This is a genomic window from Achromobacter marplatensis, assembly GCF_002209535.1.
In the GTDB taxonomy this organism is placed as follows: Bacteria; Pseudomonadota; Gammaproteobacteria; order Burkholderiales; family Burkholderiaceae_B; genus Achromobacter; species Achromobacter marplatensis.
On the sequence record NZ_NJIG01000016.1, the window covers coordinates 96,237 to 120,280 of the forward strand.

General features: G+C 65.7%; 19 protein-coding genes. 7 read left to right on the plus strand and 12 right to left on the minus strand.

Going from position 1 to position 24,044, the window contains the following annotated elements; translation table 11 throughout:
- Nucleotides 1-8: 8 nt before the first annotated feature.
- A complete protein-coding gene (locus CEY09_RS25935; protein ID WP_088590806.1) occupies nucleotides 9-1,319 on the plus strand; it encodes an MFS transporter in 1,311 nt (436 codons plus the stop codon).
- Nucleotides 1,320-1,416: 97 nt separating this feature from the next.
- On the opposite strand, the gene CEY09_RS25940 is transcribed toward CEY09_RS25935, so the two are convergent.
- The 6 genes from CEY09_RS25940 to hydA form a co-directional block, all read right to left on the minus strand.
- Nucleotides 1,417-3,069, minus strand: a complete 1,653-nt coding sequence (locus CEY09_RS25940) for an ABC transporter ATP-binding protein (RefSeq protein WP_234818401.1) — start codon at nucleotides 3,067-3,069, stop codon at nucleotides 1,417-1,419.
- A gap of 1 nt (nucleotide 3,070) precedes the next feature.
- Nucleotides 3,071-3,967, minus strand: a complete 897-nt coding sequence (locus CEY09_RS25945) for an ABC transporter permease (RefSeq protein ID WP_088590807.1) — start codon at nucleotides 3,965-3,967, stop codon at nucleotides 3,071-3,073.
- A 10-nt stretch (nucleotides 3,968-3,977) separates the two neighbouring features.
- Nucleotides 3,978-4,919 (minus strand): ABC transporter permease, encoded by a 942-nt coding sequence (locus CEY09_RS25950; protein WP_088590808.1) that lies wholly within the window; start codon nucleotides 4,917-4,919, stop codon nucleotides 3,978-3,980.
- A 6-nt stretch (nucleotides 4,920-4,925) separates the two neighbouring features.
- Nucleotides 4,926-6,530 carry an ABC transporter substrate-binding protein gene (locus CEY09_RS25955; protein ID WP_088590809.1) on the minus strand — a complete coding sequence of 535 codons (1,605 nt, stop codon included), beginning with the start codon at nucleotides 6,528-6,530 and terminating at the stop codon, nucleotides 4,926-4,928.
- A 63-nt stretch (nucleotides 6,531-6,593) separates the two neighbouring features.
- Nucleotides 6,594-8,036, minus strand: a complete 1,443-nt coding sequence (locus CEY09_RS25960; protein ID WP_088590810.1) for an amidohydrolase family protein — start codon at nucleotides 8,034-8,036, stop codon at nucleotides 6,594-6,596.
- A 45-nt stretch (nucleotides 8,037-8,081) separates the two neighbouring features.
- Complete coding sequence (hydA, locus tag CEY09_RS25965; protein WP_088590811.1) at nucleotides 8,082-9,530, minus strand: dihydropyrimidinase; 1,449 nt, start codon at nucleotides 9,528-9,530, stop codon at nucleotides 8,082-8,084.
- 318 nt (nucleotides 9,531-9,848) lie between these two features.
- On the opposite strand from hydA, the gene CEY09_RS25970 reads away from it, so the two are divergent.
- On the plus strand, nucleotides 9,849-10,529 hold the full coding sequence (locus CEY09_RS25970; RefSeq protein ID WP_088590812.1) for a GntR family transcriptional regulator: 681 nt from the start codon (nucleotides 9,849-9,851) through the stop codon (nucleotides 10,527-10,529).
- A 76-nt stretch (nucleotides 10,530-10,605) separates the two neighbouring features.
- Here the strand turns inward: CEY09_RS25970 and CEY09_RS25975 are convergent, their stop codons facing one another.
- From CEY09_RS25975 to CEY09_RS25985, 3 genes are all read right to left on the minus strand, one after another.
- A complete protein-coding gene (locus tag CEY09_RS25975; RefSeq protein WP_088590813.1) occupies nucleotides 10,606-11,802 on the minus strand; it encodes an MFS transporter in 1,197 nt (398 codons plus the stop codon).
- Between the two features lie 163 nt (nucleotides 11,803-11,965).
- Nucleotides 11,966-12,733, minus strand: a complete 768-nt coding sequence (locus CEY09_RS25980) for an IclR family transcriptional regulator (RefSeq protein ID WP_088590814.1) — start codon at nucleotides 12,731-12,733, stop codon at nucleotides 11,966-11,968.
- Nucleotides 12,723-13,520: an IclR family transcriptional regulator gene (locus CEY09_RS25985; RefSeq protein WP_088590815.1), complete on the minus strand. Its 798-nt coding sequence runs from the start codon at nucleotides 13,518-13,520 to the stop codon at nucleotides 12,723-12,725. Before CEY09_RS25985 ends, CEY09_RS25980 begins: the two co-directional genes overlap by 11 nt.
- A 212-nt stretch (nucleotides 13,521-13,732) precedes the next feature.
- Between CEY09_RS25985 and CEY09_RS25990 the strand changes: the two genes are divergently transcribed.
- From CEY09_RS25990 to CEY09_RS26010, 5 genes are all read left to right on the plus strand, one after another.
- Nucleotides 13,733-14,899, plus strand: a complete 1,167-nt coding sequence (locus tag CEY09_RS25990) for an acyl-CoA dehydrogenase family protein (RefSeq protein WP_088590816.1) — start codon at nucleotides 13,733-13,735, stop codon at nucleotides 14,897-14,899.
- 92 nt (nucleotides 14,900-14,991) lie between these two features.
- Nucleotides 14,992-15,975 carry a Bug family tripartite tricarboxylate transporter substrate binding protein gene (locus CEY09_RS25995; protein WP_088590817.1) on the plus strand — a complete coding sequence of 328 codons (984 nt, stop codon included), beginning with the start codon at nucleotides 14,992-14,994 and terminating at the stop codon, nucleotides 15,973-15,975.
- Nucleotides 15,972-17,162: an acyl-CoA dehydrogenase family protein gene (locus CEY09_RS26000; RefSeq protein WP_208625077.1), complete on the plus strand. Its 1,191-nt coding sequence runs from the start codon at nucleotides 15,972-15,974 to the stop codon at nucleotides 17,160-17,162. The genes CEY09_RS25995 and CEY09_RS26000 overlap by 4 nt, the downstream gene beginning before the upstream one ends.
- Nucleotides 17,163-17,180: 18 nt before the next feature.
- On the plus strand, nucleotides 17,181-18,176 hold the full coding sequence (locus CEY09_RS26005) for an acrylyl-CoA reductase family protein (protein WP_088590819.1): 996 nt from the start codon (nucleotides 17,181-17,183) through the stop codon (nucleotides 18,174-18,176).
- A 43-nt stretch (nucleotides 18,177-18,219) separates the two neighbouring features.
- Entirely contained in the window at nucleotides 18,220-20,325 is a 2,106-nt protein-coding gene (locus CEY09_RS26010; protein WP_088590834.1) for an acetate--CoA ligase family protein, read from the plus strand.
- Here the strand turns inward: CEY09_RS26010 and CEY09_RS26015 are convergent.
- The 3 genes from CEY09_RS26015 to htpG all read right to left on the minus strand — a co-directional run bounded on the left by CEY09_RS26015 (nucleotide 20,309) and on the right by htpG (nucleotide 23,972).
- Nucleotides 20,309-21,565 carry a type II toxin-antitoxin system HipA family toxin gene (locus CEY09_RS26015; protein ID WP_088590820.1) on the minus strand — a complete coding sequence of 419 codons (1,257 nt, stop codon included), beginning with the start codon at nucleotides 21,563-21,565 and terminating at the stop codon, nucleotides 20,309-20,311. The genes CEY09_RS26010 and CEY09_RS26015 overlap by 17 nt on opposite strands.
- The gene (locus tag CEY09_RS26020; protein ID WP_006222417.1) at nucleotides 21,562-21,828 is read right to left on the minus strand and encodes a helix-turn-helix transcriptional regulator; all 267 of its coding nucleotides are present in this window, start codon (nucleotides 21,826-21,828) and stop codon (nucleotides 21,562-21,564) included. The genes CEY09_RS26015 and CEY09_RS26020 overlap by 4 nt, the downstream gene beginning before the upstream one ends.
- A 245-nt stretch (nucleotides 21,829-22,073) precedes the next feature.
- Nucleotides 22,074-23,972, minus strand: a complete 1,899-nt coding sequence (gene htpG, locus CEY09_RS26025; protein WP_088590821.1) for a molecular chaperone HtpG — start codon at nucleotides 23,970-23,972, stop codon at nucleotides 22,074-22,076.
- Nucleotides 23,973-24,044: the final 72 nt, after the last annotated feature.

Consider the following 24,044-nt stretch of genomic DNA (forward strand, 5'->3'; position numbering starts at 1 on the left):
AGACACCCTTGTCCACCGCCACCCACGCGGGCCTGCAAAGCGCCCAGCGGCCCACCCGCAGCCGCTACCTCATCATGGTGATGCTGTTCATCACCGTCGTCATCAACTACCTGGACCGCAGCAACCTGTCCATCGCCGCGCCCGCGCTCAAGGACGAGTTCGGCCTGGACACGGTGCATGAAGGCCTGATCCTGTCCGCCTTCGGCTGGACCTACGCCGCCATGCAAATCCCCGGCGGCTGGCTGGTGGACCGCGTGTCGCCCCGCGTGCTGTACGCCGCGGCGCTGATCCTGTGGTCGGCCGCCACCTTCTTCATGGGATTCGCCGGCAGCTTCGTCATCCTGTTCGTGCTGCGCCTGGCAGTCGGCGCGCTGGAAGCGCCCGCTTACCCGATCAACAACCGTGTCGTCACCACCTGGTTTCCGGAAAAGGAACGCGCCACCGCCATCGGCTTCTATACGTCGGGCCAGTTCGTCGGCCTGGCGTTCCTGACGCCCGTGCTGGCCTGGCTGCAGCACCACTACGGCTGGCACATGGTGTTTGTCAGCACCGGCTTGCTGGGCATCGTCTGGGGCGTGCTGTGGTACCTGATCTACCGCGAACCGCGCCAGTTCAAAGGCACGAATGCCGCCGAGATCGAACTGATCCAGCAAGGCGGCGGCGTGGTCGACCTGGACCGCAACGCCCGCGCCAAGAAGGCCCCCTTCGATTGGAACGACCTGGCGCTGGTCATGACCAAGCGCAAGCTGTGGGGCGTGTACCTGGGCCAGTTCTGCCTGACCTCCACGCTGTGGTTCTTCCTGACGTGGTTCCCGACGTACCTAGTGAAGTATCGCGGCATGGATTTCATCAAATCCGGCTTCCTGGCGTCGGTGCCGTTCCTGGCGGCGTTCGTCGGCGTGCTGTGCTCGGGCGTGCTGTCCGACTTCCTGATCCGGCGCGGCGCCACGGTCGGCCTGGCGCGCAAGCTGCCGATCATCCTGGGCCTCTTGATCTCGACGTCGATGATCGGCGCCAACTTCACCGATTCCACGCCGTGGGTCATCTTCTTTTTGGCCGTGGCCTTCTTCGGCAACGGACTGGCGTCGATCACGTGGTCTTTGGTGTCGACGCTGGCGCCCGTGCGCCTCTTGGGCCTGACCGGCGGGGTGTTCAACTTCGTGGGCAATCTGTCGTCGATCTGCACGCCGATCGTGATCGGCTTCCTCGTGTCGAAAGACAGCTTCGCGCCGGCCATCGTGTACGTATCGTCCCTGGCCTTGCTGGGCGCACTGTCGTACATCCTGCTCGTGGGGAAAGTCGAGCGGATCGAGGCGTGACCACGGTCTGCGGGCTTACCCCCTGATTACGGTCCGGATAGAAAGGGCGTCCCGACGGACGCCCTATTTTTGCAGCATGCGCGCCCAGGGCGTCCGCCTAGTGAGGCAAGGCCTGGGCCGGCCGGAACCGTTTGAAGTCCCAATGCCTTCCAGGTGCGGCGTCGAGCAATTGGCGCGTGTATTCATCCTGCGGCCGAGTCAGCACGTCGGCCGCCTGCCCCGCCTCGACGATCTGCCCGGACTTCATCACGACGATGGAATTGCAGATCTGCGCAGCCACGCGCAGATCGTGGGTGATGAACAGCACCGCTGTGTCGGTGCGGGTGCGGATGTCTTCGATCAGTTCCAGCACCTGCGCCTGCACCGACACGTCAAGCGCCGACACCGCCTCGTCGGCAATCAGGATATCGGGCCGCAAGGCCAAGGCACGCGCGATGCAGATGCGCTGGCGCTGGCCACCCGAGAACTGATGCGGGTAGCGGTCCATGGTATCCGCGCCCAATCCGACGATATCCAGCAGTTCGACGGCGCGCGCACGGGCGTCCTCTTCCGGCACGCCGAAATTGCGCATGCCCTCGACGATGGAGTCACCCACGCGGATGCGCGCGTTTAATGAACGGTACGGATCCTGGAACACCACCTGGATCCGCTTGCGCACCGGATGGAATTCGCGCTTGGTCGCCGTGGCGATCTCGGTGCCGTCCAGGCGCACGCTGCCGGCGCTGGGGTCGATCAGGCGCGCAATGCAGCGAGCCAGGGTGGACTTGCCCGACCCGGACTCGCCCACGATGCCCACGATCTCCTTCTTGCGCAGCGTGAAGCTGACATCGCGCACCGCGTGCACCGTGCGTTTGGCCTTGAAGAAGCCGCGTTCGGCATAGGTCTTCTCCAGGCCGTCCACAACCAGCACTGGCTCCCCCTCGGGAGCTTGCCGCGCCTGCGGTGCCAGGCCGGGAACGGAGGACACGAGCATACGGGTGTAAGCCTCTTTTGGGCGCGCCAGGATATCTTCACGCGACCCTACCTCCACCAGCCGCCCTCGGTTCATCACCGCGATGCGGTCGGCGATCTCGGCCACGACGCCGAAATCGTGCGTGATGAACAGCACCGCCGTGTTGTGCGACCGCTGCAGTTCCAGGATCAGGGCCAGGATCTGCTTTTGGGTCGTAACGTCCAGGGCGGTGGTGGGCTCGTCGGCGATGAGCAGCTTGGGATTCAGGATCAGCGCCATGCAGATGACGATGCGCTGGCGCTGCCCGCCCGACAGCTGGTGCGGATAGGAATGATAGATGCGCTCCACATCCGGCAGGCGCACCGATTCCAGCATATCCAGGATCTTGCGCTTTCGGGCGGCGGCATCCAGGGCGCTATGGGTGCGCAACACCTCGTCGATCTGCCAGCCCACGGTACGCACCGGATTCAGCGCCGTCATGGGCTCCTGGAAAACCATGGACATGCGGGTGGCGCGCAGTTCACGCAGGCGCTCCGGCGAACACGCGAGCACGTCTTCGCCATCCAGCAGGATGCGGCCGGCGGTAGGCCGGAGCGCATCAGGCGCCAACAGCCCCATCACCGAAAATGACGTAACGGACTTGCCCGAGCCGGACTCGCCCACCACGCACAGGGTTTCGCCCGCGTGGATGTCGAAGCTGATGCCCTCCACCACCGAACGCTCCTCTTCCCCGGGCGCGCCCACCAGCTGCACCGTCAGGTTTTGCACTTGCAATACGGGCATTGTGGAATCGGCCATCTCAAATCCTCCGCGCCATCTTCGGATCCAGCGCGTCGCGCATGGCGTCGCCCAGCATGTTCACGCTGAGCACGGTCAGGGCCAGGAACAGCCCCGGCAGCAGAATCAGCCCCGGTTTGATCTGGAAGTACATCCGCCCCTCGGCGATGACATTGCCCCACGACGGGAACTCGGGCGGCATGCCTACGCCCAGAAAGCTCATGACCGCCTCGGACAGCATGGCGGATGCGAAAATGAACGTGCCCTGCACAATCAGCGGCGCCAGCGTATTGGGCACCAGATGGCGCATCATCAAGGTATGCGTGGGGGTCCCCAGCGAGATGGCGGCCTCCACATAGGGCTCGTCGCGCAGGCTCAGGATCAGGCCCCGCACCAGGCGCACCACCCGGGGAAACTCCGGCACGGCGATGGCGATCAGCACCGTCAGCAGGCTTGCACCGGTCACGGCGACGAGAGCGATGGCCAGCAGGATGCTGGGCACGGACATGATGCCGTCCATGATCCGCATGATGACCATGTCCGCGGCCCGAAAATAGCCGGCGATCACGCCCAGCACCAGCCCGGGAACCAACGCAGCCACCGCGGTGCCAGCCCCGATCATCAGCGACACGCGTGCGCCGTGGACAACGCGCGATAGCACGTCACGGCCATAGGCATCAGTTCCGAACCAGTGCTCGGCCGAAAACCCCTTCAGCCGCTGCATGGGATTGATGGCCATGGGGTCGGCCAGGCCCAGCAGATTGGCCGCGATGGCCGCCAGGACGATAACGGCAAGCATCGCGAAGGCAGCCATGACCGGCCAGGAGGACAGCGTACGAAACAGCGCCGAGCGCGGACGTCTGCGCAGGAGGGGCGCAGCCGCGACCGCCCCCGTGATGGAGTGTATAGAGGAGGACATGCGGATTCCTTCAATAGCGGATGCGCGGGTCGAACACCGAGTACAGGACGTCGATGGTCAGGTTCACGCCGATATAGACCAGCGAGAACAGCAGGATCAGGCCCTGGATCAGCGGATAGTCGCGGGCCAGCACGGACTCGACCACCAGCCGGCCCAAGCCTGGAAGGTTGAACACCGATTCCGTGACGACGACGCCGCTGATCAGCAGGGCAATGCTGACGCCGATCACGGTGATGATGGGCACGGCCGCGTTGCGCAGCGCATGCGCCATCATCACGGCGCGCTCGGTGATGCCCTTGGCGCGGGCGGTGCGGATGAAGTCTTCGCCCATCACTTCCAGCACGCTGCTGCGGGCGATGCGCGCGATCAGTGCAACGAAACCCGTGCTGAGCGCGATCGTAGGCAACAGCAGGTGCATGCCAAAGGCCAGCAATCCCGCCGACGGCGACTTGTACCCCTGCACCGGCAGCCAGCCCAGCGTCATCGCGAACAGCAAGATCAACGCGTAGCCCGTGACGAAAATCGGCACCGAGAATCCCAGCACTGAAAATGCCATCACGGCCCGGTCCGCGCGGGTGCCCCGGCGCCACGCCGAGAACACGCCGAGCGGGACGGCGATCAACGTCGACAGCAAGATCGTGGACAGCGCCAGGGCCAACGACGGCCCGACGCGGTTGCTGATCATGGCCGTGACCGGCGTGCCGGAATGCAGCGACACCCCCAGATCGCCCCGCAGCACCTGCCCACCCCACAACAGGAATTGCGTGACCAGGGACCGGTCCAGCCCCATGTGCTCGCGGATCTGCGCAAGCTGCGTCTCGGTGGCGGCGTCACCCGCCAGGATCAGCGCGGGATCCCCCGGCGTCAGGCGCAGCAGGCAGAACACCAGCACCGCCACCGTCAACACCACGGGAACCGTCGCCAGGACGCGTCTGAGTAGGTAGCTGAACATGCTGGCTTACCGGCTGGCTTTCTTGATGTTCCAGAACACCGGCGCGGGCGAATCCAGCACGCCTGACAGCTTATTGCTGTAGGCCGCCGCCGTTTCGATCTGGCCCAGCGTGACGGCCACGCCTTCATCCAGCATCACGTCCTGCAGCTGTTCGGCCAACTGCTTGCGCTCGGCTTCGGAACCCGCCACCAGGAACTTGTCGCGCAGCGCTTCCACTTGGGGCACCGTCGGCCAGCCGAACCAGGCCTTCTCACCGTTGGCCGACACGCCATAGTTGCGCAGCGGATCCATGATCTCGCTGTTGTGCCAGGTGGTCACGAAAATGCTCCAGCCGCCCTTGGCCGGCACATCGCGGTTGGCGCGGCGCGACAGCATGGTCATGAAGTCCATGGCCTGCAGTTGCACATTGAAGCCCGCCTGACGCAGCTGCTGCGCCATCACCACGGGGATGGCCGAGGCCATCGCGATGTCGGTGGCATGCAGGATCACCACCGGCGCCCCGTCGTACTTCGCCTCCTTCAGCAACGCCTTGGCCTTTTCGATATTGGACGGCACGATCATGTCCGCGCGCGTGTTGCTGGAATACGGCAGGTTGCAGCCGAACACCGCCCCGCAGGTCTTGTAGAACTCGGGATCGCCCACCTGCGCCTTCAAGATGTCGTCCTGGCCCACCGCGTACATGGCGGCCTGGCGGACCAGCTTGTTGTCGAACGGCGCATTCAACTGGTTGAAGCGGTACATGGGCTGATATCCCATCTTGTCCAGCACGCGCAGCGTGATGTCGGGCGCCCCCTTGACCATGGGCACCAGGTCGAACGGCACCGTCTCGATATAGTCGACTTCTCCGCCCAGCAGCGCGTTCACGGTCGTCATCGGATCGGCCATGGCCACCCATTCCACGCGATCCACGTTGACGACCTTGCCGCCCGACGTCCAGCTGGGCGCTTCCTTGCGGGGCACATAGTCCGTGTTCTTTTCGTATACCGTCTTCACGCCCGGCTGGAATTCCTTCTGCACGAACTTGAAGGGGCCCGAACCGGTGTAGTCGGTGATGGCTTGCGCCACCGGCGTTTGGGCCACCCGCTTGGGCATCATGAAGCTGGGCAGGCCGCTGGGCTTGCCCAATGCCGACAGCAAATCGGCCGGCGCGTTCAGCACGATACTGAACGTCTTGTCATCGATGACGTTCATCGACACCACAAGCGGCATCAGTTGGCGGCCCGTCTTGTCGGACTGCGCCCACCGCTGGATGGACGCCACGCAATCCTCGGCCTTCACCGGCGCGCCGTCGTGCCACTTCAGACCGTCGCGCAGCGTGAAGGTATAGGTCTTGCCGTCGGCCGAGATGTCCCATTTGTCGGCCATCTGAGGCTGGATCTTGTTGTCGGCGTCGGTAGCCAGCAAGGTGTCGTAGATCATGTAGGCGTGATTGCGCGTCTGGTGAGAAGCGGTCAACACCGGATCCAGCACGGTCAACTTGCTGGCCATCACCACGGTCAGCGTTTCGGCCTGCACGGGCGCCCAGGCCATCGCAGCGGCGCAAGCCAGCACGGCGCCAACGCGGCTCAGCCCGAAGCGGGCTTCGAGTCTTTCTTCATTGAGATAAGCCATTTCATTCCCTTGAGTTTTTATGGAAGAACGGGGCCTGTCGCCGGCCCCTGAGGTTGAACCGTGTCAGACGATGTCGAATGAAAGCGGCGACATCTGTTCGGCCGTGCGGCCCGCCACCAGGTCGCGCGACGGCACCAGCGCTTCGGCGCGGCGCTGGGCCTCGTCCACCTGCTCGGCCGCCTTGCGGTAATCCAGCGATTGCACCTGGCCCGCCTGCACTACGCGCTGGCCGTCGATGTACACGGTATGTACGGCGCGGTCAGCCGCGGCGTAGACCAGGCTGCGCACGGGGTCACGCGACGGGCGCATCAAGTGATGGGTCATGTCCACCAGCACCAGGTCGGCGCGTGCGCCCACCGCAATACGGCCAAGGTCGTCTCGCCCCAACGCCGTGGCGCCCCCGACGGTGGCGGCATGGAAGACTTCGCCCGTGCTGACCGCGCGCGGCGTCTGCGCCATAAGGCGCGCCAGATAACCGACGTGGCGCATTTCCTCGATCATGTTGTGCGGATAGGTGTCGGTGCCGATCCCCAGGTTGATGCCCGCCCGGCGATATCGCCCGAAATCGCGCAACGCCATGCCCCGGCGCATGAACACCGTGGGGCAGTGCGCCACACTGGCGCCCGTCTCGGCCAGAATGGTCAGGTCGGTCGCGGTGCTCCAGTGCGTGTTCGGGTGATCGTCCACGAAGATGCCGTGGCCGACGATGCTGCCGGGGTCCAACACACCCAGGCTGTGCAGCCACTGGATCGGCGTCAGGCCGTGGCGGCGCGTGATTTCGTGGAACTCGGGCAGGGATTGGGCGGCATGCGTCTGCCAGCCGATGCCCCGGCGCTTGGCTTCCTGGTGGCTGGCCTTCAGCAGTTCCGGCGTGCAGGTATCGATCTGCGCCGGCACCAGCATCCCCGTCAAACGGCCGCACGCATGCGCCTCGGCGCGGTCGATGAGCGCCAGCGCGCGCTCCATGCCGGCTTCCCCGGCCTTCTCGTTCCAGTCGTATTCCACGACGTGCCCGTTGCGCGTGTACCAGCGCGCCGAGCGGAACATGGGCGCGATGTAGGCGCGCAGCCCGCTTTGCACCATGATGTCGATCCAGTGCTCGTGCGCTACCGACATGTCGACCACGGTCGTCACGCCAGACATCAGCAGTTCGGCGGCGGCCAGCGTCAGTTGCGCGGGTGCGGCCTCGTCGTCGCCTTCCATCGTGGGCATGTACTCGTACAGGTTCGAGTTGTACAAACCCGCCGATCCCGTCTCGTCCGTGTAGCCCTTATTGATGGGCTCATGCACAAGATGGCTGTGGATATCCACCAGGCCGGGCATTACCATCATGCCCTTGCCGCTGACGATGTCCGCGTCCGGCGCCGCGGCTTGCGCGCCGGGTCCGACATGCGTGATTCGCCCGTCCGCGAACGCCACGTCGGCGTTCTTCACGTAGACGTGCCGGTGACGCGCCTCGTCCCAGGCCACCACGACATCGGCATTCTTGATCAGGGTAGTTTTCAACGCAATTTCCTCCGAAATGAATCACTGGTATCCGTGCGGCGCGTGTCAACGCCAAGCCGGCTGCGCACCCTTGCGGGCGCTGGGTGGCGCCACGTTCGGCAAGCCACGCGGCAAAAACTGTCCTTGCCCCGGCGTGCCCGCAAAGCGCGCGCCTTCCCACACGATCTGTCCGCGCAGCAGGGTCATCGCGGGCCAGGCCCGCAGCGTCATGCCGGCGTATGGCGTGTAGTCCACCGCGTGATGCAGGTGTTCGTTGGCCAGGGTGAATTCGCGCTCTTCCCAGATCACCAGGTCGGCGTCGCTGCCGATGGCCAACGTTCCCTTTTTCGGGTACAGGCCGTAAGCGCGCGCCGGCTGAGTCGCCGTCAGTTCGACGAAGCGGTTCAGGCTGATGCGCCCGCCCAGCACGCCTTCGGAGTACAGCAGGGGCATGCGCGTCTCGATGCCCGGGATGCCGTTCGGGATATGCCTGAACGCCACTTCCTTGCCGCCGGGCGTCTTGCCGTCTTCTCCCGTTAGGTTGAAGGGCGAGTGGTCTGACGAGAACACGGTGAACAAGCCGTCCGCCAGACCCTGCCAGATGTCTTCCTGGCTGGACTTGTCGCGCGGTGGCGGGCTGCACACGCATCGCGCGCCAAAGTAGCTGTCGTCCGTGCCCAGGTCAGCCGCCGTCAGCAGGATGTATTGCGGACAGGTCTCCGCATAAACGTTCAGCCCCTTGGCGCGCGCCTCGCGGATCTGCGCGACGGCCTCGCCGCCAGAGATATGCACCAGCAGGATCGGCACGTCGATGAGTTCGGACAGCGCGATCGCACGGTGCGCTCCCTCGCGCTCCACCAGGCTCGGGCGGGAATGCGCATGAAAGCGAGGCGCGGTACGGCCCGCGGCCTCCAGGCGGCGAGTAAGCCAGGCGATGCAATCCGAATTCTCGGCATGAATCATCGTCATGCCGCCATGCGTGCGCGCCACGTCCAGCACGTCCAGGATCTGGCCGTCGGACAGCTTCAGCGCGTCGTAGGTCATGTACAGCTTGAACGAGGTGTAGCCCGCCGCGATCAGCCGCGGCAGCTCTTCGTTCAGCACGGCAGGCGTCGGATCGGTCAGGATCAGATGGAAGGCATAGTCCACGCAGGCCCTGCCCTCGGCTCGCTGGTGATAGTCGTCGATGGCGGCTTGCAACGTGCCGCCCTTGCGTTGCGCCGCGAAAGGAATCACGGTGGTGGTGCCGCCGCAGGCCGCTGAGCGCGTGCCCGTGTGGAAGTCGTCGGCCAGCTTCACGGGCGGCGCCATCGGCTGATCCAGGTGGCAGTGCGCATCGATGCCGCCCGGCGTCACCACGCGTCCGGCCACGTCGATTTCGCGCTCGCCCCGGGCCAGGCCCAGGCCGATCTGCACGATCCGGCCGTCCGAAATCCCCAGATCCGCCCGACAAGTATCACCGGCGGTCGCCAGCACCGCGTCGCGCAGCACCAGATCAAAACCCTGCTTCGTCATATGCGTCAGCCCGTCTGATCCGCCCGATTTTCCGGGGCGCTTGGCGTTCCGGGAGGGCAAGTTGTGAGCGGATTCTAGGCTGAATACAAAAATGATTACGTCAGTGATTACCCTGAAATATACATTTAAGATTTAAATTGTTAACATTATTTTTGACGATTCGGGGCGACGTCTGGCAATCACGGCAGCCAATCGGGTATCTTCACGTTCAACGATCAGGTTGTCGTCAACGTGACGTCTACAGGCGGCAAAGAACCGCTCACTTCCCATGGCGGTGATCCCGCCCTGGCACTACACGCGCAAACCAACAACGAGCCCATGGCATCAGACAAACGCGAAAACACGGTCACCGGCATCTACGAGCGCATCTATCGCGCCATTCTGGACAACCGCCTCAAGCCCGGAACCAAACTGGTCGAAGAGCGACTGGCCGAGATCTTCGAGGTCAGTCGGCCCCGCATCCGCGAGGTGCTGGCGCGTCTGGCCCATGAACAGATCGTGGAACTGTTCCCCCAGCGTGGCGCCTACGTGGCCAAGCCTTCCATTGAAAAGGCGCGTGACGTCTTCGAGGCCCGCAGGCTGATCGAGCCTGCCGTGGTGCGTCGCCTGACGCAGAACCTGACGCCGGAAAAGCTCGCGCGCCTGCGTGAGCACGTCATCCTGGAACACGACGCCCGCAAGCGGGACGACAAGCGCGCCATCATCCGGCTAGCCGGAGAGTTCCACATCCTGCTGAGCGAACTGGCGGGCAACGGCGAACTGGCGCGCACGATGCGCGAATTGTCCACCCTGACCTGCCTGGTCATCTTTCTGTACAACCTCCCTACCGCCACCAGTTGCCGCGACGACGAGCACGAGCTCATCACCGAGGCCATTGCCGCCCAGGATGCCCAGCGCGCGGCAGAACTGACGCTGCACCACCTGGACCACATCGAGCAGAGTGTGAAGCTGGAATCCGTGGAAGAGTCGGTCGACCTGGAAGACGTGTTCAAGCTGTAAGCCGCTTCAAATGAAAAGCCCCGGCAGCGGATCCGCTGCCGGGGCCTTTCATTTCGCGGCCCCGGGGGCCACTTCCTCAGCAGCCCTGCACCGCCAGCCTGCGACGCTGATTCGCGGCGCGCTGCACCAGCACCAGGGCCAGGCCAGACACGGCGATGACGGCGCCGGCGATCGGCACGGCGGCATAACCCATGCCCGCCGAAATCACCGCGCCACCCGCTGCCGCGCCGACCGCATTGCCCAGGTTGAAGGCACCCACGTTCACCGACGATGCCAATCCCGGCGCATCGGTCGCGGCGCGCATCACGCCCATCTGCAAGGGTGGCACCACGGCGAAGGTCGCGACACCGAAGATCAGCAGCGAAATCGCCGCGCCGACGGGAGTGGAACCGATCCACGGAAACGCCAGCAGGTCGATGATGACGATCACCAGGAACGTGATCAGCGTGCCGTCCAGCGAGCGGTCAGCCATACGTCCGCCCAAGCCGTTGCCCAGCGTGAAGCCCAGGCCGATCAGCACCAGCATGCCGGTAATGAAAGCGGGCGAGGCGCCGGTGATGTCCGCCAGGGTCGGCGCGATATAGGTGTACAGCGTGAACATGGCGCCCGCGCCCAGCACGGTGGTCAGCAGCGCCAGCAGCACGACGGGGCTCTTCAGCACGGCCAGCTCATGGCGCACGTTGGGACGGCGTCCGGCTTCGCCTGCCGGCAAGGCGAACCACAGGGACAGCATGGCGATCAGGCCCAGCACGGCGGTGGCCGCAAAAGACATGCGCCAGCCGATCACCTGCCCCAGCCAGGTCGCGGCGGGCACCCCGCCGACGTTGGCGATGGTCAGGCCCATGAACATGGTCGCCACCGCACTCGCCTGCTTATGGCGCGGCACCACACTGGCCGCCACCAGCGAGCCCAGGCCAAAGAACGCGCCATGGTTCAAGCTGGTGACCAGACGCGCCAGCAGCAACGTCGTGTAATTGGGGGATAGCGCAGACAGGATGTTGCCGATGGTGAAGATCGCCATCAGCAGGATCAGCGCCTTGCGCCGCGACCAGCGCGAAAACGCCAAGGTCATCAGCGGCGCGCCGACCATCACGCCGATCGCGTAGGCGCTGATCAGCATGCCCGCGCTGGGAATGGACACGTTCACGCCCTCGGCGATGACGGGCAGCAGGCCCATGGGGGAAAACTCGGTCACGCCGATGCCAAACGCACCGACGGCGAGCGCCAACAACGGCAGGCCGGCTTTCACCGGTTGGGTATCTTGCGGGTTCATGCAGGTTCCTTGGGTTCGATCGCGCCGGCAGGGTGCCCCTGGGGCGTGGCCGGCCAGAATTGGCCGGCATATCGGGGAGACAGGCGTGCAGTATGACGGCGGCATCCTTGCGGAAAAAGCCGTCTGACGGGTAAACACTTTTGACTTGGGGTCACGAATCCGGTCAGGCCAGCCCCAGCAATTGCTCCGTTTCCCGTGCCAGCGCCACCAATCGGGGCCCGATGTCCGCCGCGCGTTCCCGGTAGGGACCATCGCCTGACGGCACGCCGCAATTGAACACGTACAGCAGCGACTGATAGGGGCGGCATAGCGGCGCTGCAAAGCCGAAGGCGTCCGGGCGCCACTGCATGTTGTTGCCGCAATAGCCCTTGCGCTCCAGATCGAGGGCAGCAGTCTCCAGGCTGGGGAAATGCTGGGCGTAGTGGCCGGCGTCGGCTACGCGCAACTGGTTCAGCACGGCCGCCCGCTCGCTATCCGGCGCCCGGCACAACCAGGCCTTGCCGGCGGCGCTGGCCAAGAGCGGCAACGACCCGCCGATGTCCGGACGCGTCTGCAAGGCGTCGTTGGATCGGGCGGTTTCCACGAACACCATCTGCAACCGGTCGCGCACCACCAGCGACACCGCGCCACAGGCGTGGTCGGCCAATTGCTTCATCAACGGCCGCGCCAGTTGGCGGATCTGCATGCTGGCCAGCAAGGGGTAGCTCAGCGCCAGCACCGACGCACCCAGCCGATACCGGGCAGGCGGCCCCGACCGCTGCAGGAAACCCAACTCCACCAGCGTATGCGTCAAGCGCGCCACCGCGCTCTTGGACAAGCCGGTCTGCTGCGCGAAGTCCTTATTGGCCAGTTCGGGACGATCCGCCCGGAAACACGCCAGGATGTCGATGCCGTGCGCCAAGGTGGTGGCGAAGTCGCGGTCAGGCGCCATCCTGACGCTCCAGCATTTTTTCCACCCGCGCCACCAGGCTGACGAGGCGCGGCGCGATGCGCCGGCGCAGATCCCCCCCACGCAGCCGCCGCAGGGGCACGCCGCAGTTGAAGACGAATATTTGCCCGTCCACGCGCCGGCGCATGGGCACGGCCACGGCGTGCACATCGGTGTGCCAGTCGCCCTCGGCCAGGCAATAACCATGCAGAGCGTAGTCGCGGCGCGCCTGCTCCCAGCCGGCCACATTGCGCTGCCACGCCGCAGGGTCCTGCTGGCGCGATGCCTCCAGCAGCGACTCGGCCTGCCCGGCGTCGGCCTGCGCCAGCCAGGCGCGTCCCATGGCGGACTGCAGCAGGGGCAGCATGGCGCCGATATCGGGGCGGAACGCCACGGCGTCATGGCCGCGGCAGGTCTCCAGATACACCATGTGCATGCCATGGTGCATGCCCAGCGACGCCGAACCGCCTGCCGAATTCGCCAACCGGGTCATCAGGGGCCGCGCCAGTTGCCGCAGCTTGATGCTGGCCAGCAGCGGGTAGCTCAACGACAACAGCGCCGTGCCCAGCCGGTAGCGGCGCAGGCTGCTGTCGTAGCGCAGCAGGCCGCGTTGCACCAGCGTCGAAGTCAGCCGCGAGATCGTCGCCTTGGACAGGCCGGTGCGGTCGGACAGTTCGCGGTTGCTGAGCGCCGGTTCGCCATGCCGGAAGGTCTGCAACAGCGACAGGCCATGGGCCAGCGTGGTGGCGAATGCGGGGTCAGGGTGGCGGCCGCCCAGGGGCGTGGTCATGGTCGCAATCCGGAAGTCGGCGCCGCGTCGGATGCGCGAGGCCCTGATGCCGATGATAGAGCAAGGCCACGCGGTTCCGGCGCGCCGCAAGTTCAAGATAGCGAAACACTTGTCTCGCATTGGGCGGCGCTTTGCTAGCCTGAATCATCAGTCGCCCCGGACCAGACATCCCAATCCGGCAGGCGCCGCAACTAGAAAAATGGAGACGTTTCATGATCAGAGACCCCGACGGCTTTCCGGCCTTCCTGGAATCGCTGCGACGCTTTGTCCGCGAACAGCTCGTGCCCCGCGAAGCCGAAGTCGCCCGCCAGGACGAGGTGCCCGACGATCTGGTGCGCGCCATGGCAGCCCAGGGCATGTTCGGCTATTCGATCCCCGAGGCCTATGGCGGCGCGGGCATGAGCACCGAAGAACTGATCCGGGCCGCGCTCGAACTGTCGCAATGCTCCGTGGCGTTCCGCGCGCGGGTCGGCACCAATACCGGCATCGGTTCCGAGGCCCTGGTGGCCGACGGCACCGAGCAGCAGAAGGAACGCTACCTGCCCCGGATGGCGTCCGGCGAATTGACGGGATGCTTCGCGCTGACCGAACCGCAGGCGGGATCCGACGCCACGGCGCTACGCACGACCGCCGTGCGCGATGGCGACAGCTTCGTGTTGAACGGCGAAAAGTGCTTCATCACCAATGCACCGCTGGCCGGCCTGTTCACCGTCATGGCGCGCACCGATCCCGATGCGCCCGGCGCCAAGGGGATCTCGGCCTTCATCGTGGAACGCGGCACGCCCGGGCTATCTACCGGCCAGCCTTACGACAAGATGGGCCAGGCCGGGTCGCCCGTGTCGTCCGTCCATTTCGACAACTGCCGGGTGCCCGCCGCCAACATCATCGGCGGCCAGGCCGGCATGGGCTTCAAGACGGCCATGAAAGTCCTGAACAAGCAACGCATCCATCTGGCCGCGCTGTGCATTGGCCCGGCCATCCGCATGCTGGACGACACCATGCGCTTCGTGGCCGAGCGCCAGCAGTTCGGCAAGCCGCTGATGGACTTCCAGTTGATCCAGGCGATGCTGGCCGACTGCCAGACGGAAATCCAGGCGGCACTGGCGCTGGTGCTGCAAACCGCGCGCGAACGCGACGCCGGCCAGGACGTGACGGGAAACGCCTCGATCTGCAAGTACTTCGCCTCCGAAATGTGCGGGCGCGTGGCGGACCGCTGCGTGCAGATGCATGGCGGGTATGGCTACATCGCCGACCAGGGCATTGAACGCTTCTATCGCGACGTGCGCCTGTTCCGCCTGTACGAAGGCACGAGCCAGATCCATCAATTGACCATCGCCCGCCATACGCTGACCCAGGCAGGTTATACGCCCGGCCGCTAGGCTTGGGCGAACCCGGGACCGCAGCCAGTAGAAGCCTGCGGCCCACCGGGCCTGTACTTCGAAACAGGCCTTGAACCAAAGGAGAGACTGACATGCTGCACAAGCACCTGCCCAAATGGATCGCCGCCACGGCGGCCGCGCTGGCGTTCGCCGCGGTGGCGCCACAGGCCGCGGCCGCCTACCCTGACAAGCCTGTCCGGCTGATCATTCCGTTCGCTCCCGGCGGCTCCACCGACATCTTGGGGCGGTTGCTGGCCGAAGCGCTGCACCCCATCCTGGGCCAGCCCGTGATCGTCGAAAACAAGCCCGGGGCCGGCGGCAACATCGGCGGGGACTTCGTTGCGCGGTCCGCCCCCGATGGGTACACGCTGCTGCTGGCCGCGGCTGGCCCCACCGTCATCAATCCCAGCCTGTACGCCAACATGCCGTTCAATCCGGCCAAGGACTTGACCGCCATCACCTGCCTCGAAAAAGAGCACAACCTGATGGTGGTGACGAAGTCCCTGCCCGCCAAGACCCTGCAGGAGTTCCTGCAATATGCCCGCGCCAATCCCGGAAAACTGTCTTTCGGTTCGCCCGGCAACGGATCGCCCGCGCAACTGGCCGGGGAACTGCTCAAGCAACAGGCCGGCCTGCAAGCCGAGCATGTGCCCTACAAGGGCACCGGCCCCGCCGTCACCGATCTTGTGGCCGGCCATATCGACTTCATGATCGACAACATGCCGGCGCTGCTGCCGCAGGTGAAGGCGGGCACGATCCGCGCCTTGGCCGTGCCCAGCGACCAGCGCGCTTCCGCCGCCCCCGATATCCCCACGTTCGACGAAGCCGGCCAGACGGGATTCGTGGTGATGGCCTGGAAAGGCCTGATGTCGCCGGCGGGCACGCCCCCGGCCGTGGTCGACCGCCTGCACGCCGCCGTGGTCAAGGCCTTGCAGGATCCGCAGCTGCGCAGCCGCTTCCAGGAACTGGGCGCAGAGCCCTTGGGTAGCTCGCCCACCGAATTCGCCAAGCAGATCGCCGACGAAACCGTGTGGTGGGGCAAGCTGGTGCAGTCCACCGGGACCAAGATCCAATGAGCCCCGCCAACCCGACCCCCATGCCCGCGGATCAAGCCCCTGACACCGACGCCATCGCAGACCTGTGCGAACGCGTGCGCCGCTTCGTGGACGAGGTCGCCATCCCCGCAGAATCTCCTACCATTGCGCGGGACGTCGCCGCCTTGGACCGATGCGTGGCGCGCCTGCGCGACCGGGCGCGCCATGCGGGCCTGTATGCGCCGCAACTGCCCGTCGAATGGGGCGGGCTGGGCCTGGGCTGGAGTGCCCTGGCCCAGGTGCTGGAGGCGGCCGGACGCGGGTTCCTCGCGCCTGCCGCCCTGAACTGCGCCGCCCCCGATCAACCCAACATGCTGACGCTGCTGCGCTTGGGCACGCCCGCCCAGCAGGAGCGCTACCTGCGGCCCCTGGTCCGCGCCGAACAGCGCGCCTGCTTTGCCATGACCGAGCCCGCGCCGGGCGCCGGTTCCGACCCGTCCATGCTGCGCACCCGCGCCGAACGGCGCGGGCAGCGCTGGGTGCTGAACGGGCACAAGCAGTTCATCAGCGGTGGCGTGGGCGCCGACTTCGCGCTGGTGCTGGCGCAAACGGACGCGGGCGCCACCCTGTTCGTGGTGCCTGCCAACACCCCGGGCTATCAGGTCGTGCGCGATATCGGCATGGTCACGGGTTACCAGATCGGTGGCCACGCCGAGATCGAACTGGACGGCTGCGAAGTCGGCGACGACGCCGTGCTGGGCGAACCTGGCCGCGGCCTGGAATACGCGCAATTGCGGCTGGAGCCTGCCCGCCTGTCGCACTGCATGCGCTACATCGGCCGCGCCCGCCGGGCGCTGGACACCGCGCAGGCCTATGTGGCGCAGCGTGAATCCTTCGGCTCGCGCCTGGCCGACCTGCAGCAGATCCAGGCCATGGTGGCGGATTCGCACATCGACCTGCACGCCAGCCGGTTAATGACGCTGGATTGCGCCCGCCGCATGGACGCAGGGCTTTCAGTGAAGCAGCACAGCGCCATGACCAAGGTCTTCGTGTCCGAAGCCGTGAACCGCGTGGCCGACCGCGCAGTGCAGATGATGGGCGCGTTGGGGCTGTCGGACGACACCCCCGTGGCCATGATCTGGCAGGAAATGCGCCCGTTCCGCATCTACGACGGCGCCAACGAGCTGCACCGCGCCACGCTGGCGCGCCGCCTGCTGGCGCATGCCTGACCGCCTATTGGAGCCCCCATGAGCACTCCTGAATTCCAGGCCTATCGCCTGCATGCCGGCCCGGCCGGCGACGCCCCGCAAGGCCGCTTCGACACGTTGACGGTAGATCAGCTGTCCGCCGGCGATACCTTGATCAAGGTGGCCTACGCCGGCCTGAACTACAAGGATGCGCTGGCGCAAGCCGGGCGCGGCAACGTCGTCCGCGACTATCCGCGCATCGGCGGCATCGACCTCTCGGGCACCGTCGTGCATTCCGCGGACCCGGCGCTGCCACCCGGGCAGGAAGTCGTGGTGCACGGCTTTGGCATCGGCGTGGATTGCGACGGCGGCTATGCGGAATATGCACGCGTGCGCCACGACTGGGTACTGCCACTGCCACGCGCCATCAGCTTGCGCAACGCCGCCGTGCTGGGCGCTGCCGGCTACACCGCCGCCCTGTCGCTGCACTGGATGGAGCACTGCGGGCTGACACCCGAACAAGGCGAAGTGCTGGTGACGGGCGCCACAGGCGGCGTCGCCAGCATTGCCATCGACATCCTCAGCCAGCGCGGTTACACGGTGTGCGCCATGTCCGGCAAACCCGAGGCCGGCGATTACCTGCGGTCGCTCGGCGCCGCCGAGGTCATCGCGCCGCCCGACCTGTCGGGTCCGCAGAAGCCGCTGATGAGCGCCCGTTGGGCCGGCATCATCGATTCCGTGGGCGGCAAACTGCTGGCCCACGCCCTGGCCAGCCTGCGCACCGACGGGGTCGCCGCCGCCTTCGGCAATGCCGGTGGGGCCGACCTGCCCGCCTCGGTCATTCCGTTCATCCTGCGCGGCGTCAAGCTGCTGGGCATCAACGCCAACAGCCCGATGCCGCTGCGCCGCGCGCTGTGGCAAAAGCTGGCCGCCGACTACCGCCCCGCGCGCCTGGACCTTTCCTCGCGCGTGATCGAGCCCCGCGACCTGCCCCAGGCGCTGGCCGCCATGTTGGAACGCGGCAGCACCGGCCGCAGCGTCGTGCGCTTTTCCTGAACGCGTATCCCGCTTGCGTTCGCTGAACCTTCTTGCCCAGACCATGACCCAGAATCCCGATTCCTCGCTGACCCGCTTGTTCAACCCGCGCAGCATCGCCATCGTCGGCGCATCCGCCACGCCCGGCAAGATCGGCGCCATGCCCGTCAGCCTGCTGCGCCAGCATGGCTACGACGGCCGCATCCTGCCCATCAATCCGCGCGCGGAGTCCATTCAGGGCTTGCCCGCGGCGCCCGATCTGGCTGCGCTGGGCGGCGAGGCCGATCTGGTGATTCTGGCCGTACCTGCGGCGCTTGCCGCGCAAGCGCTGGAACAGGCACGGCCCGGCCAGGTCGGTGGTGCCGTGGTATTCACCTCGGGGTTTTCGGAAACGGGCGCGGCCGGCGTCGCGCTGCAGGCGCAGCTGTGCGAAATCGCCCGCGACCGCGGCATCCGGCTGCTGGGCCCCAATTGCCTGGGCTACATGAACGTCCGGCGCAACATCTACGCCACGTTCTCCCCCGCCCCCGCCAACGGCACGGTTGCCCCGGGCGGCATCGGGATGGTGTCGCAAAGCGGCGCGTTCGGCGCCTACGCCTACTGCATGGCGCGCGACCGTGGCTTGGGGCTGTCGCACTGGATCAGCACCGGCAACGAGGCCGACGTCGACGTCGCCGACTGCATTGAATGGCTGGCCCGCGATACCGACACGCGGGTCATCATGACGTACATGGAAGGCTGCCGCGACGGCGACAAGCTGCGCCGCGCCCTGTCCGCGGCGCGCGAAGCCGGCAAACCGGTCGTCGTCACCAAGATCGGCCGCACCCAGGCCGGTGCGCAGGCCGCCGCCTCGCACACCGCCGCGCTGGCGGGCGACGACGCGGTCTACGACGCCTTGTTCCGTCAATACGGCGCGGTGCGCGCCCGCACCATCGAAGAATTCTTCAACCTGGGCTATGCGCTGGACACCTGGAAGCAACTGCCCCAAGGTAAACGCCTGGGCATCTTCACAATATCCGGCGGCGTCGGCGCGCTGATGGCAGACGACGCCCAGGACGCGGGGCTGTCCCTGCCCGAACCCGCGGCGGATGCCCAGGCCCGATTGCTGGAACGGGTCCCCTTCGCCAGCGGCCGCAACCCGGTCGACGTCACCGGCCAGGTCGTCTCCGAACCGGGGCTGCTGCTGGCCACCGCCGAAGACATGCTGGCCGACGGCCGCTTTGACGCGCTGGCGGTCTTCCTGGCCGCGGCCGGCTCATCCGAATCCCTGTGGCCCACCTTCGAAACCTTTGCCCGGGAAATGCACGCGCGCCGGCCCGATGTGCCGCTGGCCATCAGCGCGCTGTTCCCACCCGAACGCCGCCGCGAACTGGAACGCCTGGGCACGCTGGTGTTCACGGACCCCAGCGCCGCGATCCGGACGATCGGCGCGGTGGCGGGTCTGGCTGCGCAACCGGATGCCAATCCGGATCAGGCCATCCCCGCTGCTCAAACAGCAGCGCCGCTGCTGGCGTCCTACAACGAAGTGCAGGCCATGGACGTGCTGCGCCTGGCGGGTCTGCCCGTGCCAGACTGCACGCTGGCTGCCGACGCCGACGCTGCCGCGCGCGCCGCCACCCGACTGGGCGGCCCCGTCGTGATGAAAGTCGTGTCGCCCGACATCCTGCATAAAAGCGACGTGGGCGGCGTAAAGCTGGGCCTGTCCGGCGACGACGCGGTGCGCGGCGCGCATGCCGCCATCCTGGACAGCGTCCGTACCCACCGCCCCGACGCGCGCATCGACGGCGTGCTGGTCGCGCCGATGGCAAAAAAGGGCGTGGAATGCATCGCGGGCGTGCATTGCGACCCCGTGTTCGGGCCGGTCGTCATGTTCGGGCTGGGCGGCGTGTTCGTGGAAGTGCTGAAAGACGTCAGCTTCCGCCTGGCGCCGTTTGGCCGCCAGCAGGCGCTGTCGATGATCCGCGAAATCAAAGGCTATGCATTGCTGCAAGGCGCACGCGGCACGCCGCCGTGCGATATCGAGGCGCTGGCCGATGCGCTGGCCGCGCTGTCGCGCTTCGCCTACGCGCGGCGCAACGACTTCAGCTCGGTCGAGATCAACCCGCTGCTGGCCTTGCCGCAAGGCAGCGGCGCGCTGGCCCTGGACGCGGTGCTTATTCCCACCGCTTAGCGTGTTTGCGCGTGTTGGACGCGATCCACCGGCCCAAGCGTTCAATCAGCGTGCGCTCGGTGCCGGCGGCGGCTTGCTCCAGGAGGGATGACTGCACCTGATCCAATGCGGCCGGCAGTTCGGCCATCAGCGCCCGCGCCACTGCTCTGACGTAGCGCGGATTAAAGCCCAGGTCGTGGGCCATCGCGTCAAGCTGTGCCGGCCCAATATTGCCCGGCTTCATTTCACCGCCGATGGCGAACGCGAAATGCTTGGCCAGCCCCGGATACATCGCCGTGCACATCAGATCGTAGAACGGTGCCAGGCGATAGCGTCCATCGGCGGTCTGCAGCACAGACAGATTCTTGGCATGACTATCGTTGTTGCCCACGCACAGATTGAAAATCACCCACTGCAGGAACCGCTTCAAGTCGGTTGCGCCAACGCTCATGGCCTTCAACAGCTTGCGGCAGTCCGCCAGCGTCGGTCCACCGTCCGCCTCGTACTTCACATCGGACGGTTTTCCCGCCAATTGGCACAGATCCAATTGGTGCAAGCGCAACAGCCCGCCTTGCCCATCGGGCAGACGGTCATAGCGCTTAATCAGGCAGGCGCGCGTGTCGGGCTGATAGCGGGCTTCTGCCACACCCAGCCCTAGCTTGTCTGCCAACTGCATCACCAGGGCTTCGTTCAGGGCCGACGCCCACACGCCGTCCAGGCCCTGGATGTCCGGCTTCAGGATATGCGAGGACGGGGCCGTTCCCTCAGGCAGCGCCGGCGAACCATCCTGCGCCACCATCAACAGCAACTTGTCCTGTGCGCCTGCCAGCGATATGCGCGCGCCCTCGGCGATCTCGGCCACCAACGCCGGCACCGCCCCATTGCGCAAACGCGCCGCCACCTCCTGCCATGTCGAAGGCCGGTAATGTGGAGGAGCCGGTTGTTCGCCTTGCGGCAGTATTGTCAGTCCGCTGGCGGTATCGCCCCCTACGCTGCGCAACAAGCCGAATACCGTCGTCGCGTGGCGGCTGATCTGCAAAAACTTGCGGACATGTCCTTCGGGCAGCAGGTTTTCGAAGAAGGCATGTACGGCATCACCCGCGTGATCGTGCCCATTCAGCGCAATGGCTGGCGAGATGGCTCGCGCGCCGGGCGAGTTTAACCACGCATCGTCGTAGACAAACCGCAGCGGGCGTTCGTCGAACAAGCGGCCGACCTTGCGGTCGGCCTGATACAGGTCCAGGGCGTCGGCGACAGTCATGGCAGACTCGCGGGCTTGGGCGCCACCTGCACTTCAAGACCCAGCAGATCCAGCATGTCCAACACCTTCTGCAATTGCAGGGTGGGTTTGCCCCGTTCCAGATCCACCACAAAACGGTTGCCCGTGCCTGACAGGCCGGCCAGGTCGGTCTGCAGCAAACCTTGCGAACGCCTCACGGCCTTCACCAGTTCGCCTAACTCGACCGAAGAGTGGACCGCGACGGGCATCGCCGGGATGCCATCAGATGCATCTTGCGGGGACATGGGATTCTCCTGAATTACCGTTCGGTAAGTTTATGGTGCTTTCAGCGGAAAAACCAACTCTCATTACCGATCGGGAAGTTATTACGCTTCATCGACCAATTTCGATGAAATATTCCCGAACGGGAAGATTTCATCAAATCGCTGCCTCAAGGCGCGATAAATTACCGATCGGGAATGTTTTATCTCCCCCGCCAACAAAAAGGGCGCCCTCACAGGCGCCCTCTTCTCTTCACTCCGCTTGCCGCTTACTTCAGCAGCAGCGCGTTCAAGCGCTTCACGAAGGCAGCCGGGTCCGCGATCTGGGCGCCTTCGGCCAGCAAGGCTTGATCCAGCAGCAAACGCGCCCATTGGTCGAACTCGCCATCTTCCGCTGCGCGGATACGCGCCAGCAGCGGGTGTTCCGGATTGATTTCCAGCACCGGCTTCACATTGGGCGCTTCCTGGCCGGCGGCCTTCAACATGCGCAGCAGGTGCGGGCTGAGTTCATTCTGGCCCACCACCACGCACGCCGGCGAATCCACCAGACGCAAGGTCACGCGCACTTCCTTGACCTGCTCTTCCAGCGTCTTCTGCAGGCGCTCGACCAGCGGCTTGAAGTCTTCGGCCACTTCGGCCTGGTGCTTCTTCTCTTCTTCGTCAGCCAGTTCAGCCAGGTCCAGGCCTCCCTTGGCCACCGACACCAGCGATTTGCCGTCGAATTCGCGCAGGTAGGACAGCATCCATTCGTCCACGCGGTCCGACAGCAGCAGCACTTCGATGCCCTTCTTGCGGAAGATCTCCAGATGCGGGCTGTTGCTGGCTGCGGCAAACGTATCCGCCGTCACGTAGTAGATCTTGTCCTGGCCTTCCTTCATGCGCGACACGTAGTCGGCGAACGACACCGTCTGCGCCTGGTCGCCCGAATGCGTGGACGCAAAGCGCATCAGCTTGGCGATGCGTTCCAGATTGGCCGAGTCTTCGCCCGCGCCTTCCTTCAACACCTGACCGAATTCCGACCAGAACGTGGCATAGTCTTCCGGCTTGTTCTCGGCCAGGTCTTCCAGCAGCGACAGGATGCGCTTGGCCGACCCTTCGCGGATGGCGCGCACGTCGCGGCTTTCCTGCAGGATTTCACGCGACACGTTCAGCGGCAGGTCCGCGGAGTCGATCACGCCGCGCACGAAACGCAGGTACGACGGCAGCAGCTGGTCGGCGTCGTCCATGATGAACACGCGCTTGACGTACAGCTTCACGCCATGGCGGCCGTCGCGGTCCCACATGTCCATCGGGGCATGCTTGGGCACATACAGCAGCTGCGTGTATTCGCTGCGGCCTTCCACGCGGTTGTGCGTCCAGGCCAACGGGTCGTCGTAGTCGTGCGACACCGTCTTGTAGAACTCGCGGTACTGCTCCTCGGTTACGTCCGACTTGCTGCGGGCCCACAGCGCATTGGCCTGGTTCACCGTTTCCAGCTCGTCGGTCTTGACCTGTTCGCCTTTCTCTTGATCCCACTCTTCCTTGGCCATGCGGATGGGCAGGGAAATGTGGTCCGAGTAGCGGCGCAGGATCTCGCGCAGCTTCCAGCCGTTCAAGAGATCGTCTTCGTCGGCGCGCAGATGCAGCGTCACATCCGTGCCGCGCGCGGCCTTCTCGGCGGCGGCAATCGTGAATTCGCCCTGGCCGTCCGATTCCCACTGGATCGCGTCCGTGGCACCGGCGCGGCGGCTGACCACCGTGACCTTGTCCGCCACGATGAACGACGAATAGAAGCCCACGCCGAACTGGCCGATCAGTTGCGCATCCTTCTGCTTGTCGCCCGTCAGTTGGGAAAAGAACTCCCGCGTACCGGAACGCGCGATCGTGCCCAGGTTCGCCACGGCCTCTTCCCGCGACAGGCCGATCCCGTTGTCCGAGATCGTGATCGTGCGGGCGGCCTTGTCGTAGCTGACGGTAATGGCCAGTTCACCATTGCCTTCCAGCAACTCGGGCTGGTCGATGGCTTCAAAGCGCAGCTTGTCGCAGGCGTCCGATGCGTTCGACACCAGCTCGCGCAGGAAGATTTCCTTGTTGCTGTACAGCGAATGGATCATCAGGTGCAGCAGTTGCTTCACCTCGGCCTGGAACCCCAGGGTTTCGGACGTGGAAGACGTGGCGGTTTGGCTCATAGTTTTACGGGAAGGTCGAAAAAATTAGGGACAAATAACAATACGGGTGCCGGGACGGCAATGCTGCGCGGC